Origin of the sequence: Bradyrhizobium sp. 186 (assembly GCF_023101685.1) — a bacterium.
In the GTDB taxonomy this organism is placed as follows: Bacteria; Pseudomonadota; Alphaproteobacteria; order Rhizobiales; family Xanthobacteraceae; genus Bradyrhizobium.
The window spans coordinates 1251892-1267653 of the sequence record NZ_CP082164.1 but is presented as its reverse complement, the minus strand read 5'-3'; the positions used below and the strand labels follow the sequence as shown (position 1 = coordinate 1267653).

General features: G+C 64.0%; 14 protein-coding genes. 7 read left to right on the top strand and 7 right to left on the bottom strand.

The window, feature by feature from the left end; genetic code table 11:
- Positions 1-52: 52 nt before the first annotated feature.
- The 3 genes from IVB18_RS05765 to IVB18_RS05755 form a co-directional block, all read right to left on the bottom strand.
- Complete coding sequence (locus tag IVB18_RS05765; protein ID WP_247988282.1) at positions 53-991, bottom strand: hypothetical protein; 939 nt, start codon at positions 989-991, stop codon at positions 53-55.
- Positions 992-1219: 228 nt separating this feature from the next.
- Positions 1220-2344: a M48 family metallopeptidase gene (locus IVB18_RS05760; RefSeq protein ID WP_247988281.1), complete on the bottom strand. Its 1125-nt coding sequence runs from the start codon at positions 2342-2344 to the stop codon at positions 1220-1222.
- 3 nt (positions 2345-2347) lie between these two features.
- Complete coding sequence (locus IVB18_RS05755) at positions 2348-3505, bottom strand: YjgN family protein (protein WP_247988280.1); 1158 nt, start codon at positions 3503-3505, stop codon at positions 2348-2350.
- A 294-nt stretch (positions 3506-3799) separates the two neighbouring features.
- Between IVB18_RS05755 and IVB18_RS05750 the strand changes: the two genes are divergently transcribed.
- The gene (locus IVB18_RS05750; RefSeq protein WP_247988279.1) at positions 3800-5065 is read left to right on the top strand and encodes a cytochrome P450; all 1266 of its coding nucleotides are present in this window, start codon (positions 3800-3802) and stop codon (positions 5063-5065) included.
- Positions 5066-5257: 192 nt separating this feature from the next.
- Positions 5258-6532 carry a cytochrome P450 gene (locus IVB18_RS05745; RefSeq protein ID WP_247988278.1) on the top strand — a complete coding sequence of 425 codons (1275 nt, stop codon included), beginning with the start codon at positions 5258-5260 and terminating at the stop codon, positions 6530-6532.
- A 248-nt stretch (positions 6533-6780) separates the two neighbouring features.
- Here the strand turns inward: IVB18_RS05745 and IVB18_RS05740 are convergent, their stop codons facing one another.
- Positions 6781-7701, bottom strand: coding sequence for a LysR substrate-binding domain-containing protein (locus IVB18_RS05740; protein WP_247988277.1), 921 nt, complete (start codon positions 7699-7701; stop codon positions 6781-6783).
- Between the two features lie 125 nt (positions 7702-7826).
- On the opposite strand from IVB18_RS05740, the gene IVB18_RS05735 reads away from it, so the two are divergent.
- The 4 genes from IVB18_RS05735 to mdlC all read left to right on the top strand — a co-directional run bounded on the left by IVB18_RS05735 (position 7827) and on the right by mdlC (position 12723).
- Positions 7827-9008: an acyl-CoA dehydrogenase family protein gene (locus IVB18_RS05735; RefSeq protein WP_247988276.1), complete on the top strand. Its 1182-nt coding sequence runs from the start codon at positions 7827-7829 to the stop codon at positions 9006-9008.
- A gap of 9 nt (positions 9009-9017) precedes the next feature.
- Positions 9018-10121, top strand: coding sequence for a CaiB/BaiF CoA-transferase family protein (locus IVB18_RS05730; protein WP_247988275.1), 1104 nt, complete (start codon positions 9018-9020; stop codon positions 10119-10121).
- A 14-nt stretch (positions 10122-10135) separates the two neighbouring features.
- Positions 10136-10984, top strand: a complete 849-nt coding sequence (locus IVB18_RS05725; protein WP_247988274.1) for a MaoC family dehydratase N-terminal domain-containing protein — start codon at positions 10136-10138, stop codon at positions 10982-10984.
- 116 nt (positions 10985-11100) lie between these two features.
- Positions 11101-12723, top strand: a complete 1623-nt coding sequence (mdlC, locus tag IVB18_RS05720; RefSeq protein WP_247988273.1) for a benzoylformate decarboxylase — start codon at positions 11101-11103, stop codon at positions 12721-12723.
- Positions 12724-12819: 96 nt separating this feature from the next.
- Here mdlC and IVB18_RS05715 read toward each other — a convergent pair whose 3' ends face one another.
- A complete protein-coding gene (locus IVB18_RS05715; RefSeq protein ID WP_247988272.1) occupies positions 12820-13596 on the bottom strand; it encodes a glucose 1-dehydrogenase in 777 nt (258 codons plus the stop codon).
- Between the two features lie 77 nt (positions 13597-13673).
- Here IVB18_RS05715 and IVB18_RS05710 point away from each other — a divergent pair, with 77 nt between their 5' ends.
- On the top strand, positions 13674-14135 hold the full coding sequence (locus IVB18_RS05710) for a MarR family winged helix-turn-helix transcriptional regulator (protein ID WP_247988271.1): 462 nt from the start codon (positions 13674-13676) through the stop codon (positions 14133-14135).
- An 82-nt stretch (positions 14136-14217) separates the two neighbouring features.
- Here the strand turns inward: IVB18_RS05710 and IVB18_RS05705 are convergent, their stop codons facing one another.
- Together IVB18_RS05705 and IVB18_RS05700 are read right to left on the bottom strand one after the other, a co-directional pair.
- Positions 14218-15012 carry an SDR family oxidoreductase gene (locus IVB18_RS05705; RefSeq protein ID WP_247988270.1) on the bottom strand — a complete coding sequence of 265 codons (795 nt, stop codon included), beginning with the start codon at positions 15010-15012 and terminating at the stop codon, positions 14218-14220.
- Positions 15013-15040: 28 nt separating this feature from the next.
- Positions 15041-15736, bottom strand: coding sequence for a hemolysin III family protein (locus IVB18_RS05700; RefSeq protein WP_247988269.1), 696 nt, complete (start codon positions 15734-15736; stop codon positions 15041-15043).
- Positions 15737-15762 lie beyond the last annotated feature (26 nt).

Sequence of the window (15762 nt, the reverse complement as noted above, 5' to 3'; positions counted from 1 at the left end):
CCGCAAATCCCCTGAGGCACAGGCCGATGCATTCGCCTTTTGAATGACGTCGCTATGAAACACGCGTCTTGACGAGACGGAGCGCTTCCCACCACTCTTTCAACGGTTGATAGTAAGGATCGGTAACGAGTTCATGATTCGGGAGTCCGGTGGCAACGATGGTCGTTGACAAGTCTGATCGGGCCACGAAGACTTGGCGCATGAGAAAATACTCATCATATTTTCTGGCTGGCTTCATCGGGCTCTCTCCGATCGTGAGACCGGTGAACCTGAAATAGCCCCGAAGATACGCCTTGTTCTGTATCCGATGCATCTTGAGAATCTCGAACTTGGCGTTGGGCATCGCCTCGTCCCACATCCGAAGCCAGTCGAAGAAATTCAACAACTCGCCGGTCGTTCGGTCTGCGCCCGCCTCGTGCGGGATCGAGCGTACGATGATAAACGGATACATCTGCTTCATCACGGGGTTATCTTCGATAATCACTTCGCTCTTGCCCCGCCAGAGGAGGCACGATGCCTCCTGCTCTCCAGAGATGAGTTTATATCCCGCGCTCAAGTGCGGATCGTCCGTCAGGCTGGAGCCGAACCATGTCGAGAATATCTCCTTAAGCGTCGACTTCTCGAAAACCCAGAGCTTCGCCGGCGGAGTCGGAGCAAGCACGACGTTGAAGTCCCTGTGATACTCCGCATTCGGAAGACCGATCGGAACATCAGTCGGTTCAAGCTCGCCTATGCTCGGAAATTGCTCATCGATGAGCGCTCCGGCGTCGGCCTGCTTGGCAAGCCGATCCAAGTCTCGCTGATGTCCTGACGTGAGATTACCGATCTGCCGCCTGCAGTCCTCGATCTCTCGCTTGTTGAGATAGCTGGCTGCCCGCCAGCCTGCCGCGAGTACGCCTCCATACGATGCGCAGATCGTCCCCAGGAACGCTACGACTGCCCCGGGATGGGCAAGGAGCAGATCCAAGATCTGCTTGATTTCGGCGGACATCCGACGCCTCCTTCCGTGCGTGCTTTATCGCAGTTGATCCTCGAGCATTGACATTGGATGCCGACCAGACGCGGGCCGCATCATGCCCTCATGGCTCCCACTCGTGCGTCGCCGATCGTCTGGCATGTTTTGAGCACGGGATGCGGCGCCATCGCAATCAAGGCATTGCCGTGAGGTCAATCGGCGAAGAGAGGGTGAATTGCATCGCTTCGCTTGCATTGACGGCGCCTATATCTTCCCGTTGCCGCAAATCTCCTTCAACGCCTGCCACTCCTGATCCGTCAGCAGCGGTGAGCCGCTTGCCGGGCGATCCTCCTTGGCCATGCGGGCGAGGCGGTCTTCGGTGAGCGGATGGCTCGCCAGAATCGTGAAGCCGGAGCCGCCTTCCTTGCCGGTGATGCGGAACATCAATTCGGCCGCCGGCTTCGGCGAACGGCCGAGCGCATGCATGATCTCGATGGCAAACGTGTCGGCATTGGTTTCGGCCTCCCGCGAATAGGAAGCTTCGACCACGCTGCGCGAAGCGAAGATCACGGCGGAGGAGCCAGTGACGTCGCCGAACAGCAGGCCGATCAGGAACGAGGTGCCGCCATTGTAGATGAGGCCGCGCATGTTATCGTGATGCTTGAGATGGCCGAGCTCGTGGGCAAGGATGCCGGCGAGCTCGTCGGGGCTTTCGGCCTTGTCGAGCAAGCCCTTCATCACGAAGACCTTGCCGCCCGGCAGCGCAAACGCATTCGGCACCGAGGTCGGCAGCACGCCCGCCGTCATGGAGTCGTCGTGGAGGCCGGCGGCGCCGCGCAGGCGATTGACGAGTTTGGTGAAGGCCGCCTTCCCGGCCGCATCCTCGCACACGCTGCGGCCGAAGATGGTCTTCACCTGGACCTCGGCGGCATCGCCGATGCGCCGTTCGACCGGCTTGGGCACCAGCGGCGCGAGGCGGTCGGCGGCGAGCGGCACGCCGAACAGCACGACGCAGACGATGGAAACAGCGGCAGCCAACGACCAGCCGACGATCTTTGCGACACCGCGACGCGTGGTCTGGTGCTCGTCGAGCAGCAAGCAGCGGGCGGTCACCTCGGCCGCCAGCGCGGCCTCGCGGATCTCTAGCCGCGCCAGCGGCGGCGCGCCAGCGCAGGCAAGGCGCAAGATGCCGGCAGGACTGTCGGCGCGCCGGATATCGGCATAGGCCCAGCGCGCGATCGTCTGCCGCCCCTCGGTCTCACTCGCCTCGACGATCTCGAGCGCCTCTGCGAGCGTCAACGTGACCTTTCGCCTGCGGCTCGACACGCCGTCGAAGAAGATCGTCGGTTTCCCGGGCTGCGCCAAGGCCTCGGCGGACACATCACTCACAGGTCAAAATCCCGCGACATCGAGCCCATCGGCAAAGCCTTCGCCGAGCGCGCTGGCGAGCTCGCCGCTGCCACGCACATCCGCCGCGACCGCGATGTCATGCACCTCGACGGTTTCGAGCACCTTGGCCCAGAGATCGCGCTGGAGATAGACGCGCATGACGATGTTGACGGCAAGGGCGAAGGCGAAATAGCCGACCACCATCATCACCAGCATCGGGATGTTCTTGGCCGCGCCATCGGGCCCGAGCGCCTGCCCGGCCGGCAAGCCGCTGAGTTTGACGACGACCACGGCGCCTCCCGCGACATAGAAACCGAACAGGGTCGTGAGCAGCAGCCACCAGCCGATCACCTTCCAGTACAGGCCGTAGAACGCATTGTGCGGTAACGTCGAGGACAAGCTCACGCCGCCGATGCGGATCCCGTCGAGCCACCAGCGCCACTCGCGCGCCTTGAACTCGGCATACAGGAACGGCGCGGCCGGGAAGATGACAATCGCAACCGGGCTCAGCAGCCACAGCCACCAGCCGCGCTTGAAGAACGTCCAGCCGTCGCCTTCGAAATCGCCTCGCAGATCGCCGAAATGCGTGTGCCGCATCTTGTAGCGCTCCAGCGCCGCCTCACGCCAGGGCAGCGCCAGGCCGAGCGTCAGGAACACGAGCAAGCCCCACAGCATGGCGCGAACCGAATAGGCCCAGCCCGATCCGTCCATCCAGAACCGCACGCCGCGCCAGACCGTGCGCGTCAGCCGGTAGCGCCGCGCGCGAAAAATCGCGAACTGGCCGAAGGCATAGAAGCTGATGAACAGCGGCGTCGAGGCAAAGCCCTGCCAGCGCTCGAACTCGATGCCGACCAGGAAATAAGCGAGATAGATCGGCACCAGGATCGCGAGCGCAAACAGGAAGCCGATCAACAGCTCCTTGCCGCGTCCGGTATATTCTGCGGCGTCGCCGTCGATCGCGGTGTTCGACCACAAGTGACGGCGGATGTCGGTGACGAGCCAGAACCGGTAGAAGCCGAAGGTGACGAGCTCGAGCATGGCACCCTTGGTGACCAATTTGCGAAACTCTGGGCGATCGCCGGTGAAGTCGACTCGGGTGGGCGGCAGCGGCGGCGGGACCGGTTGGGGTGGCCCGATGGGGGCCCATTGCAAATCGTTCACGGCGGCAACCTCGGGATGCGGAGCTGGTCCGCTCAAACTATAGATCAGAGGTTGGTCGATCCCCAAGATGGGCGGGTTCGATTTTACCTCGATTTCGATCGATTTCTCACATGATTTCAGGCCAAGCGGCGTGCGGTAGGTCACGTTGGACGGGGGGCGTCCAATGCTCTCGCAAAGGTTGGATGTGGCAAAACTCTCCCTTGCTCCGACGCAGACAACCGGCTGTAATTGCAATCCAAATACCGCAGCGCAGAATTCAACGAGAACGCGCGGTTCACGTCAGGGAGAACGGTCATGCATGGGACCATCGAGAGCGCGGCAAAGCTCGACGCATTGTGCAAGCGCGCCAGGTCACTGCCGCTGGAGCAATTCGATCCCGGTGATCCTGAATTGTTCAGGACCGATACGTTCTGGCCCTATTTCGATCGCCTGCGCCGTGAAGATCCCGTGCACTACTGCAAGGACTCGATGTTCGGGCCGTACTGGTCGGTGACCCGCTACAATGACATCATGGAGATCGAGACCAATCATTCGGTGTTCTCCTCGGCCTCCGCGCTCGGCGGCATCACCATCCGCGACATCGATCCCGACCTGCGGCGCGAAAGCTTCATCTCGATGGATCCGCCGCGCCATGCGGCCCAGCGCAAGACCGTGGCGCCGATGTTCACGCCGACGCATCTGGACAATCTCGCGCTCAGCATCCGCGAGCGCTCGGCCGAGTGCCTCGACAATCTTCCACGCGGCGAAGTGTTCGACTGGGTCGACAAGGTGTCGATCGAACTCACCACGCAGATGCTCGCAGTGCTGTTCGACTTTCCCTGGGAGGATCGCCGCAAGCTGACGCGATGGTCGGATATCGCCACTACCATTCCCGGCCCCGACGGCCTCGTCGCCACCGAAGACGAACGGCAGGCCGAGCTGACGGAATGCGCGGGCTATTTCGCGCGGCTGTGGAAGGAGCGCATCGAGCAGCCGCCGAAGAGCGACCTGCTCTCGATGATGGCGCACGGGGCGGCGACGCGGGACATGGACGCCAGGAACTTCCTCGGCAATCTCGTTCTTCTGATCGTCGGCGGCAACGATACGACCCGTAACACCATGTCGGGCTCGATCTACGCGCTGAGCCAGCATCCGGAACAGTACCGCAAGCTGCGCGAGAATCCCGCTTTGCTCGACAGCTTCGTGCCCGAGGTGATCCGCTGGCAGACGCCGCTGGCGCATATGCGCCGCACCGCGCTCGCCGACTTCGAGTTCCGGGGCAAGCAGATCAAGAAAGGTGACAAGGTCGTGATGTGGTACGTCTCGGGCAACCGTGACGAGGACGCGATCGAAAAGCCCTACGATTTCATCATCGACCGCGCGCGTCCGCGCACGCATCTCTCCTTCGGCTTCGGAATTCACCGCTGCGTCGGCTTGCGGCTTGCCGAACTCCAGCTCAAGATTATCTGGGAAGAGATCCTGAAGCGATTCGACCACATCGACGTGGTCGGCGAACCCAAGCGGGTCTATTCGAGCTTCGTGAAGGGTTTGGAAACGCTGCCGGTCAAGATTGCGGCGTGAGTTCGCGTTAGAGTGACTTCGAACTACGTCCACGAGGAAGCTGCGCCCCCTCTCCCGCTTGCGGGGGAGGGCTGGGGTGGGGGTGTTTCCGCAATGGAAACTCCCCGAGTGGAGAGAACCCCCACCCGGCGCTTCGCGCCGACCTCCCCCGCAAGCGGGAGAGGTAAGAAAGCAAACACTGGAGCCACTGCCATGAACATCCAAGCGCCGGTTAAAGTGGACAAGGCCGAACGCATGCGCAGGGCGCGTGAGGAGGCTTATGCGACCCCGCTGGCGCAGTTCCACCCCGGCGCGCCCAGGCTGTTCCAGGACGACACGCTGTGGCCGTGGTTCGAGCGACTGCGCAAGGAAGAGCCAGTGCATTACTGCACCAACGCCCCGATCGAGCCGTACTGGTCGGTGGTGAAGTACAACGACATCATGCATGTCGACACCAATCACGGCCTCTTCTCCTCCGACTCGACGCTCGGCGGCATCTCGATTCGCGACGTGCCGCCCGGTTATGACTGGCCGAGCTTCATCGCCATGGACCAACCCATGCATTCGGCGCAGCGTAAGACGGTGTCGCCGATGTTCACGCCGACGCATCTGGACGAGCTCGCCAGGCTGATCCGCCAGCGTTCGCAGACCGTGCTGGACAATTTGCCGCGCAACGAGACCTTCAACTTCGTCGAGCGCATCTCGATCGAACTGACGACGCAGATGCTGGCGACCCTGTTCGACTTCCCCTGGGAGGAGCGGCGCAAGCTGACCCGCTGGTCGGATGTCTCGACCGCGCTGCCCAAGAGCGGCATCGTCGCGTCCGCCGAGCAGCGCCGCCAGGAAATGGACGAGTGCTACGCCTACATGTCGAAGCTGTGGAACGAGCGCGTCAACGCCGAGCCGCGCAACGACCTGTTGTCGCTGATGGCCCATAACGATGCGACACGGTTCATGGACCCCGACAACCTCATGGGCAACATCATCCTGCTCATCGTCGGCGGCAACGACACCACGCGCAACACCATGACCGGCTCCGTGCTGGCGCTGAACGAGAACCCGGACCAATACGATAAGCTGCGGAAGAATCCGGCCCTGATCGACACCATGGTGCCCGAAGTGATCCGCTGGCAGACCCCGCTCGCGCATATGCGTCGCACCGCGCTCCAGGACACCGAGATCGGCGGCAAGGCCATCAGGAAGGGCGATCGCGTGGTGATGTGGTACGTTTCGGGCAACCGCGACGAGGAGGTGATCGACCGCCCCGAGGAGTTCATCATCGATCGGCCCCGGCCCCGCACGCATCTCTCCTTCGGCTTCGGCATCCACCGCTGCGTCGGCATGCGTCTCGCCGAGCTCCAGCTCAAGATCGTCTGGGAGGAGATGCTCAAGCGCTTCGACCGCATCGAGGTGGTCGGCGAGCCGAAGCGGATCTATTCGAGCTTCATCAAGGGATACGAGTCGCTGCCGGTAAGGATTGCGGGGTAGGCCCCCCTGTCATGCCCCGCGAAGGCGGGGCATCCAGTACGCCGCGGCTTCTGGGCTCAAGCACTGCGACCTCTGGAATACTGGATTCCCCGCCTTCGCGGGCAATGACACCGAGGGTGACGCCAAGAGCGCACGTCTCTCACCCTCAGCCCGTCGAGGATGCTCGCCAGCTATAAAATTGCGGCATGACTGGTCGCGCCAGATGCGAAGGCAATACGGCGCGCAGCTGTTCTACGACACAGGCGCATCTAACTCAACTTGATGTCCCACAGGCCCTCCTTGCGGCAGGCGGCGACCTCGTCGCGCAGGAGGGCGGTGATGGCGAGCGAGGCCGTCGAGGCCGGGCGGTCGATCGGAGAAGCGAAAATGAGCTCACGCGTGATCGGCTTCGAGACAACAGCGGTTTCCAGCCGCCCATCCGCAACCTCACCATGCACCGACGAGGGCGGCAGCAAAGCGAAGCCAAGCCCCTCCTCGACGAGGTTCGTCAGCACGCGGAAGGAATCCGCTTCGAGTTGGACGTTGAGCTTGATCTTGCGCTGGGCGGCCGCATGCTCGATCAGCGCGCGCAGGCCGTGCGAATGACTGGGCAGCACCAGCCGCTGCCGCAACAGCCAGCCGATCTCGACGCTCTTCTTGCGCGCCAGCCCGCAGCCGCGCGGACCGACCGCGACGATATTGTCGCGACCGAGGCTCTGCACGTTGAGATGCAAATCGGCCGAGCGGCCGTAAAGGATCGCAAGGTCCATCTCGCCGCGATGCAGCCATTCGACGAGATGGCCGCTGTAGCTCTCGACGATGCGAAGCGAAATACCGGGAAACTTTTCGACACAGCGGCGCGCAAAACGTGCCGACAGCACGCAGCTCACGGTCGGAACCAGGCCGAGCACGACCTGGCCGGACGGCGGCCCCTTGGCCGACTGGATGTCGTCGCGGATCTGGTCGATCTGGCGCACGATACCGGAGGTCCGCGCCAGCAACAGGCGGCCGGCGTCGGTCAGCACCATGCCGCGGCCGTTGCGCGTGAACAGTTCGACGCGCAGCTCGTGTTCCAGCAGCTTGATCTGGCGGCTGAGCGCCGGCTGCGCCACGCGCAACGTGTCGGACGCCTTGCTCAGGCTGCCGAGCTCCGCCACACAACTGAAGGTCCTGAGCTGACGGAAATCCATGCTTGCCAATCCTGGAAGGCTACTCCATACGCTATAGCAAATGAGCATAGGGGGCTGGCATTGTTTTCACAACGCCAGGGGATTGGCCGGCGTTATCCTAACCGCCGCACCCAACGGAAAACGCCATGAGCCAAGAGAAGCACGAAGAACACCACGCCGAAGATCACGCCGACATCCGCGAAGCCGTCGCAAAGCTCTGCGCGCAGTTTCCCGGTGAATACTGGCGCAAGCTCGATCGCGAGATGGCCTATCCCACGGCCTTCGTCGACGCGCTGACGCAGGCGGGCTATCTCTCGGTACTGATCCCCGAGGAATATGGCGGCGCGGGCCTGAAGCTCTCGGCGGCTGCCGCCATCCTCGAAGAGATCCAGCGTGCGGGGTGCAACGGCGGCGGCTGCCATGCCCAGATGTACACGATGGGCACGGTGCTGCGGCACGGCAATGACGAGCAAAAGGCCAAATGGCTGCCGAAGGTCGCGAGCGGCGAATTGCGCCTGCAAGCCTTTGGCGTCACCGAGCCGACCAGCGGCACCGATACGTCCTCGCTGAAGACCTTTGCGCGCAAGGACGGCAACGCAGGCTACATCGTCAACGGCCAGAAGATCTGGACCAGCCGCGCCGAGCATTCCGACCTGATGATCCTGCTCGCGCGCACCACGCCGAAGGATGAGGTCAAGAAGCGCACCGACGGCCTCTCGGTGTTCATCGTCGACATGCGCGAGGTCAAGGACAAGGGTCTGGAGATCCGGCCGATTCGCACCATGATGAACCACGCCACCACCGAAGTGTTCTTTACCGACATGAAGGTGCCCGCCGAAAATCTCATCGGCGTGGAAGGCAAGGGTTTTCGCTACATCCTCTCCGGCATGAATGCCGAGCGCATCTTGATCGCGGCCGAATGCGTCGGCGACGCCAAATGGTTCATCGCCAAGGCGTCGAACTATGCCAAGGAGCGCGCGGTGTTCGGCCGGCCGATCGGCCAGAATCAGGGCATCCAGTTCCCGATTGCCAAGGCCTATGCCGCGATGCGCGCGGCCGAGTTGATGGTGAAGGAGGCGACGCGCAAATACGAAGCCGGTCTCGACTGCGGCGCTGAGGCCAACATGGCAAAGATGCTGGCGGCGGATGCATCCTGGGAAGCGGCGAATGCCTGCATCCAGACCCATGGCGGCTTCGGCTTCGCCGAGGAATATGACGTCGAGCGCAAGTTCCGCGAGACGCGGCTCTACCAGGTGGCGCCGATCTCGACCAACCTCGTGCTGTCCTTTATCGCCGAGCACGTGCTCGGCATGCCGCGCTCGTACTGAGGTCGCATCATGGGAGCACTTGACGGGATCAGGGTGATTGCGGTCGAGCAGGCGGTCGCGGCGCCGTTCTGTTCGTCGCGCCTGGCGGACGCCGGCGCGGAAGTCATCAAGATCGAGCGGCCCGAGGGCGATTTCGCCCGCGGCTATGACGCAGCAGCCAAGGGCCAGAGCAGCTATTTCGTCTGGCTCAACCGCGGCAAGCAGTCGGCGGTGGTCGACCTTGCCACCAAGGAGGGTCGGGCCGAGCTGGAGAAGCTGATCGCGAGCGCCGACGTGCTGGTGCAGAACCTGAAGCCCGGCTCGATGGACAAGCTCGGCTTCTCCCGCGAGCGCTTGCTGAAGGATTATCCAAATCTGATCTCCTGCACCATCACCGGTTATGGCGACGAGGGCCCTTACGCGCATCGCAAGGCCTATGACCTCCTGATCCAGGCCGAGAGCGGGCTTGCCTCGATCACCGGCAATCCCGACGGCGCTTCGCGCGTCGGCATGTCCATCGTCGACGTCGCGACCGGTGCGACTGCGCATGCCGCGATCCTCGAGGCGCTGATCGCGCGCGGGCGCTCCGGCAAGGGCGCCGACATCCGCATCTCCATGTTCGACGTGATGGCGGACTGGCTGACCGTGCCACTGCTCAACTCCGAGGCCGGTAATCCGCCCAAGCGCATGGGCCTCCGCCATCCCTCGATCGCGCCCTACGGCGTGTTCACCTCCAGGGACGGCAAGGACATCCTGATCTCGATCCAGAGCGAGCGCGAATGGAAGACACTCTGCGCGGAGGTGCTGGACCAGCCCGCTCTGCCCGCCGATTCCCGCGTCGCCAACATGGTCGAGCGCGTGCGCAACCGCGATTTCACCGATAAGACGGTTGCAGACGCCTTTGGCAAGATGACGCGCGACGAGCTGCTGAAGCGTCTGTCCGATGCCGACATTGCCTTTGCCGAGGTCAACACTATGGCCGATCTCACCAAGCACCCGCATTTGCGCCGTATCGAAGTCGATACGCCGCAGGGACGCGTCAGCTATCCCGCGCCGGCGCCGATCATCGTCGGCGAGACCCGTGCTTACGGCGCTGTGCCCGGCATCGGCGAGCGGCCCCAATCCAAGAAGTAAGAGAGCGAGGCGTCATGACCGAGAAGCTCGACATCGATCATTTGCGGCAATGGATCGGCCGCAGCCAGGAGGCGACCGACATCGTCACAGCGCACCTCGTCATGGGTTTGCGCGCGACATTGTTCCAGGAGGTCGGCGAACCCAAAAAGGGCGACGCGGCGCCGTTCACGGTGCACTGGTGCCTGGCGCAGCCGGTGTTTCCGATGTCGATGCTCGGCCCCGACGGTCACCCGACCCGCGGCGGCTTCCTGCCGCCGGTGCCGCTGCCGCGCCGGATGTGGGCCGGCGGCGAAATCGAGTTTATCGAACCTTTGCGTGTCGGCGACGAATCGACGCGGACTTCGCGCATTGCGGATGTGCAGGTGAAGACCGGCTCGACCGGCACGCTGTGCTTTGTCTCGGTCGAGCACAGCATCTCTTCGCCGCGCGGTGTTGCCATCCGCGAGCGCCAGGACATCGTCTATCGGGAGATGACGGGCGGCCAACCTGCGAGCGCGAAGGCCCCGCCTCCACCACCCAAGGCGCAGCATCGCGAGGCGCATGTGTCGGATCCCGTGCTGTTGTTCCGCTACTCGGCACTGACCTTCAACGGCCACCGCATCCACTATGACCGCGACTACGTTACCAAGGTCGAGGGCTATCCAGGCCTGATCTTCCACGGGCCGTTGCAGGCGACGTTCATTATCGAGATGGCGGCAAAGCTCCGCGGCGGCAAGCCGCCGAGGAAGTTTACCTATCGCGGCCTGCAGCCGTTGTTCGAGGGCACGGAGTTTTCCGTCAACGCCAACGACGGCGAGAGCATGGAGCTGTGGACCGCGAATGCCGAGGGCCAGCCGACGATGAAGGGCACGGCGGTGTGGTAGGTTCGTCATTCCGGGGCATCGCGCAGCGATGAACCCGGAACCTCGAGATTCCGGGTTCGGTCCTGTGGACCGCCCCGGAATGACGCCGTAACAATAAGCACGCAGGGACGGAAACGATGTCAAAGAACGGCAAATCCGCCAGCAAATCCGTCACCGTCAAGCAGGCCACAATCGACCTGCTGCGATCCTTCGGCATCGACAAGGTGTTCGGCAATCCCGGCTCGACCGAGCTGCCGTTCCTGAGCGACTGGCCCGCCGACATCGACTACGTGCTGGCGCTCCAGGAAGCGAGCGCGGTCGGCATGGCTGACGGCTATGCGCAGGCGACGCGCAATGCCGGCTTCGTCAATCTGCATTCGGCGGCAGGCGTCGGCAATGCGCTCGGCAACATCTACACCGCGCACCGCAACCAGACGCCGCTGGTGATCACCGCAGGCCAGCAGGCGCGCTCGATCCTGCCGCTCCAGGCATTCCTCTATGCCGAGCGCGCTTCCGAGTTTCCGCGGCCTTACGTCAAATACAGCGTCGAGCCAGCGCGGCCCGAGGACGTCCCGGCGGCGATCGCGCGGGCGTACTACACCGCGATGCAGCCGCCATGCGGGCCGACCTTCGTGTCGGTCCCGATCGACGATTGGGCGCACGCCACCGCGCCGGTCGAGGCGCGCAAGGTCAGCCGCGAGATCGGCCCCGAGCCGGACGCAATGAAAGCGCTGGTCGCGGCACTGACCTCGAGCAAGCACCCTGCCCTCGTGGTCGGCCCCGGCGTCGACCGCGCCGGCGCGGTCGATCTGATGGTGCGCGTGGCGGAAAAGGCAAAGGCCTCGGTCTGGGTCAGCCCGTTCTCGGCGCGCTGCTCGTTCCCCGAGCGACACCCGCAGTTCGCAGGCTTCCTGCATGCTTCGCCAGCGCAATTGTCCGATGCGCTGCGCGAGCACGATCTCGTCGTCGTCATCGGCGCGCCGGTCTTCACGTTCCATGTCGAGGGGCACGCAGCGATCTTTGACGGCGGCGCGGCGATCTTCCAGATCACCGACGATCCGGATGCCGCTGCGGTGACGCCGGTCGGCACCAGCATTATCGCCACCATGAAGCCCGCGCTTGGCACGCTGCTCGACCTCCTGCCGGATACCAAGCACGCCACGCCAAAGGGCCGCACGTTGCCGCCGCCGCCGCAGGCCGCCGATCCGCTTCCGGTCGAGTTTTTGTTACATTCGCTGTCGCAGGCGATGCCGGATGGTACGGCGCTGGTCGAGGAGGTGCCCTCACACCGGCCGGCGATGCAAAAATTCATGCCTATGCGCGGCCAGGACAGTTTTTACACCATGGCGAGCGGCGGCCTCGGCTACTCGCTGCCCGCCGCCGTCGGCATGGCGCTGGGAAGACCTGCGCAGCGCACGGTCTGCCTGATCGGCGACGGCTCGGCGATGTATTCGATCCAGGCGCTGTGGACCGCCGCGCAGCGAAAACTGCCGCTCACAATCGTCGTCATCAACAATTCCGGCTACGGCGCGATGCGTTCGTTCAGCCAGGTGATGCAGGTGCGGAACGTGCCGGGGCTGGAACTGCCGGGAATCGATTTCGTCAGGCTCGCCGAAGGCTTGGGCTGCGATGCGGTGCGGGTGACGAAGGCGGCGGAGCTCGGCGCGGCACTGAAGCGGGGGATGGCGTTCGAGGGCACGAGCCTCGTGGAGGTCGTCGTGGATTCCGCAGTGCCGGTATTGTACGGGCAGAAGCATTAGCCGACGCGCGTAGCCCGGATGGAGCGTAGCGTAATCTGGGGTTAGGTCCGCGATCGCGATTCCCGGATTGCGCTACGCTCCATCCGGGCTACGACATCACGACGCCAAAAATCCCCCATCCGCCGCGAGCACATGCCCAACGACATACGACGACGCGTCGGATGACAGCCACACCACGGCTTCCGCGACTTCCTCCGGGCTCCCCATCCGTCGCAGCGGCAGGCCTGCGGCCACAGTCGCGACATCGCCGACGCCCGCACGCAGCATCATGTCCGTGACGATGCGGCCGGGGGCGATTGCGTTGATGCGGATGCCGCGTGGAGCGTTTTCCATCGCGGCCGAACGTGTCAGCGAGATCGCGGCCGCCTTCGAGGCCGAATAGAGCGAGAAGCCGGGATTGGGATTGCGCATGCCGCTGACGGAAGCGTTGACGACGATGCTGCCCCGGCCCTGCGCGAGCATCGCCGGCAATTGATGGCGCAGGCACAGGAACAGCGCGCGGACGTTGGTGTCGAACACGCTGTCGTAAATGTCCGTGCCCTGCTGCTCGAGCGGCGCCCGCCGCTCCTGAAAGCCGGCATTGTTGAAGGCGACATCGAGCCGGCCGTAACGTTCGATGGCAGCGCCTACGAGGCGCACAACGTCTTCTTCCCGCGTGATGTCCGTCTGAACCGCGATCGCTTCAGTGCCGAGCTCGCGACACGCCACCGCAGCAGCCTCGAGCTCGGCCTCGCGCCGGCCCGCGACAAAAATCGCTTCCGCGCCCTCGGACGCCATCCGCAACACCGTTGCGCGCCCGATGCCGCTGCCGCCGCCCGTCACCAGACAGACCTTGCCAAGCATCCGTCCGCCAGCCGGCAAAGTTCCGCTCATGGGCCACTCCAAAATGCTTGCGCGCGCCGTTGCACGCATATAGTTGTATGATACAACTATATGCAGAGAGTCAAGCCGTGGCCGCACTTGCGCTGATCGACGACATTCGCTTCGCCTCGCGCCTGATGGTGCGCGAGCTCGGCTTCATGGATGCGACAGTGGCGGCGACGAACTATCCGCCGTCGGCCGTACACACCATCCTGGAGATCGGCATCCGCGGCCCGATGACTTCCGGCGAGCTCTGCGATTTCCTGCGCCTGGAAAAATCCAGCGTCAGCCGCATGGTGCGCAAGCTGATCGAGTGCGGAGAGCTGCGGGAGACGGCGGACGCGGATGATGCGCGCAGCAAGCAGTTGTCGCTGACGGCGAAGGGACGACGCACGCTGGAGGCGCTGCATGGGTTCGGACGGCAGCAGGTGAGCGGTGCGCTGAAAGGATTAAGCGAGGCGGAGCAGCGCACGGTGTGCGAGGGGATGATGCTTTATGCGCGGGCGCTGAGGCAGAGCCGGGCGGAGGATGAGGCGCGATCGGCAGCGTAGCCCGGATGGAGCGAAGCGCAATCCGGGGAGGTCCGCGGTCGGGGCTCCCGGATTTCGCTTCGCTTCATCCGGGCTACGGGTTCTACTTCCCGAACTCGTCCCGCATCTTCGCCTGGATCTTGGCCATGCCGCCGATCCAGCGGTCGTAGTTCTCGGTCTTCTTGCGCATGTAGCCAAGCACTTGCGGGTGCGGCAGGATCAGGAACGTCTCCTGCTCGAGGCCGGCGAGCACGTCCCTGGCGACCTGCTCGGGCGTGAGATCGCCGTCGCCGGATTGCGGGCCCTTGGGGATCGAACGCAGCATGTTGGTGTCGACGCCCTGCGGGCAGAGGATCGAGACGCGGATGTTGTGAGCCTTGTGCGAGATCGCGAGATTTTCGGCAAAGCCGACCGCGGCGTGCTTGGTCGTGGAATAAGCGGGACTGCCGACCTGCGACAACAGGCCCGCGGCCGAGATCGTGTTGAGGAAATAGCCGCCGCCGCGCGCCTTCATGCGCGGGACGAGATGCCGCGCCGCATAGACATGAGCCATGACGTGGATGGCCCAGCTCCGCTGCCAGGGCTCGTCCGAGGCGCCGCCGGCATTCACCGACATGGGATCGAAGCCGCCGCCGATACCGGCATTGGAGCAGAACAGGTCGATCGGGCCGAACTGCCGCTCGGTCTCCTCGATGACGTGGGAAATATCCTTTTCCTGCGCGACGTCGCATTTGAAGGCCGCGCCATCTACCGTGGCAGCGACCGCCCGCGCGCCGGCGGCCTCCATGTCCGCAACTACGACCTTGGCCGCACCTGCCTTATGAAAGGCCTCGCAGAGCGCCTTGCCGATGCCATTGGCGCCACCCGTGACGACCACGACCTTGCCGGTCACCTGCATGCGACGTCTCCTCTTGCACCGCTTGTTCTCAGCTCAACACGAGGTCGAGCACCGCGGTATAATGGCACGCCGCGCCGGCCAAGACAAAGCCGTGCCAGATCGCGTTCTGGAAGCGCAGCCGCCGCCAGGCGTGAAAGATGACGCCAAAGGAGTAGAGCACGCCGCCCGCGACCACGAAGCCCAGCACCATCGCAGGCAGCGCCTTGACCACGGCGTCGTAGAGCATCATGCCGCTCCAGCCCATCGCCAGATAAATGCCGACCGCGACGCGGTCGAACCGGCCGGGATAGCGAAGCTTGAGCACGATGCCCAGGATCGCGACACACCAGACGCAGACGAGCAGCGCCAGCGCGAACACGCTGTCCTTCAGCTCCAGGATGAACGGCGTGTAGGTGGCCGCGATCAGGAGATAGATCGCGGAATGGTCGAACCGCCGCAGCAGCCATTTCGCCGGCGAGACCGGCCAGAGATTATAGGTCGCCGACAGCACCAGCATCGACAGCAGGCCGGCGACATAGATCGAGACGCCGACGATGTCGACTGCGTCGGCATAGACCGTCGCGAGCACCACCAGAACGGTCGCGGCGATGATGCCGGACAACACGCCGATCCCATGGATGATACCGTCGGCGATGATCTCGGCGCGGTCGTAGTTCCAGCGGAACGCATCGGCCGCGGCATGGACAGAGGTCGAGGCGAGCTGTTTTAGCGTGAAGACAGGCATGGCGATCCGGAAGCAGCGATTAGGTA

What these genes read in the sequence shown, in the direction of transcription:
- IVB18_RS05705 (WP_247988270.1), bottom strand. Translation starts at nt 15,012, where the DNA reads ATGCAGGTGACCGGCAAGGTCGTGGTCGTCACGGGTGGCGCCAATGGC.
- IVB18_RS05765 (WP_247988282.1), bottom strand. Translation starts at nt 991, where the DNA reads ATGTCCGCCGAAATCAAGCAGATCTTGGATCTGCTCCTTGCCCATCCC.
- IVB18_RS05700 (WP_247988269.1), bottom strand. Translation starts at nt 15,736, where the DNA reads ATGCCTGTCTTCACGCTAAAACAGCTCGCCTCGACCTCTGTCCATGCC.
- IVB18_RS05750 (WP_247988279.1), top strand. Translation starts at nt 3,800, where the DNA reads ATGCATGGGACCATCGAGAGCGCGGCAAAGCTCGACGCATTGTGCAAG.
- mdlC (WP_247988273.1), top strand. Translation starts at nt 11,101, where the DNA reads ATGTCAAAGAACGGCAAATCCGCCAGCAAATCCGTCACCGTCAAGCAG.
- IVB18_RS05715 (WP_247988272.1), bottom strand. Translation starts at nt 13,596, where the DNA reads ATGAGCGGAACTTTGCCGGCTGGCGGACGGATGCTTGGCAAGGTCTGT.
- IVB18_RS05725 (WP_247988274.1), top strand. Translation starts at nt 10,136, where the DNA reads ATGACCGAGAAGCTCGACATCGATCATTTGCGGCAATGGATCGGCCGC.
- IVB18_RS05735 (WP_247988276.1), top strand. Translation starts at nt 7,827, where the DNA reads ATGAGCCAAGAGAAGCACGAAGAACACCACGCCGAAGATCACGCCGAC.
- IVB18_RS05745 (WP_247988278.1), top strand. Translation starts at nt 5,258, where the DNA reads ATGAACATCCAAGCGCCGGTTAAAGTGGACAAGGCCGAACGCATGCGC.
- IVB18_RS05730 (WP_247988275.1), top strand. Translation starts at nt 9,018, where the DNA reads ATGGGAGCACTTGACGGGATCAGGGTGATTGCGGTCGAGCAGGCGGTC.
- IVB18_RS05740 (WP_247988277.1), bottom strand. Translation starts at nt 7,701, where the DNA reads ATGGATTTCCGTCAGCTCAGGACCTTCAGTTGTGTGGCGGAGCTCGGC.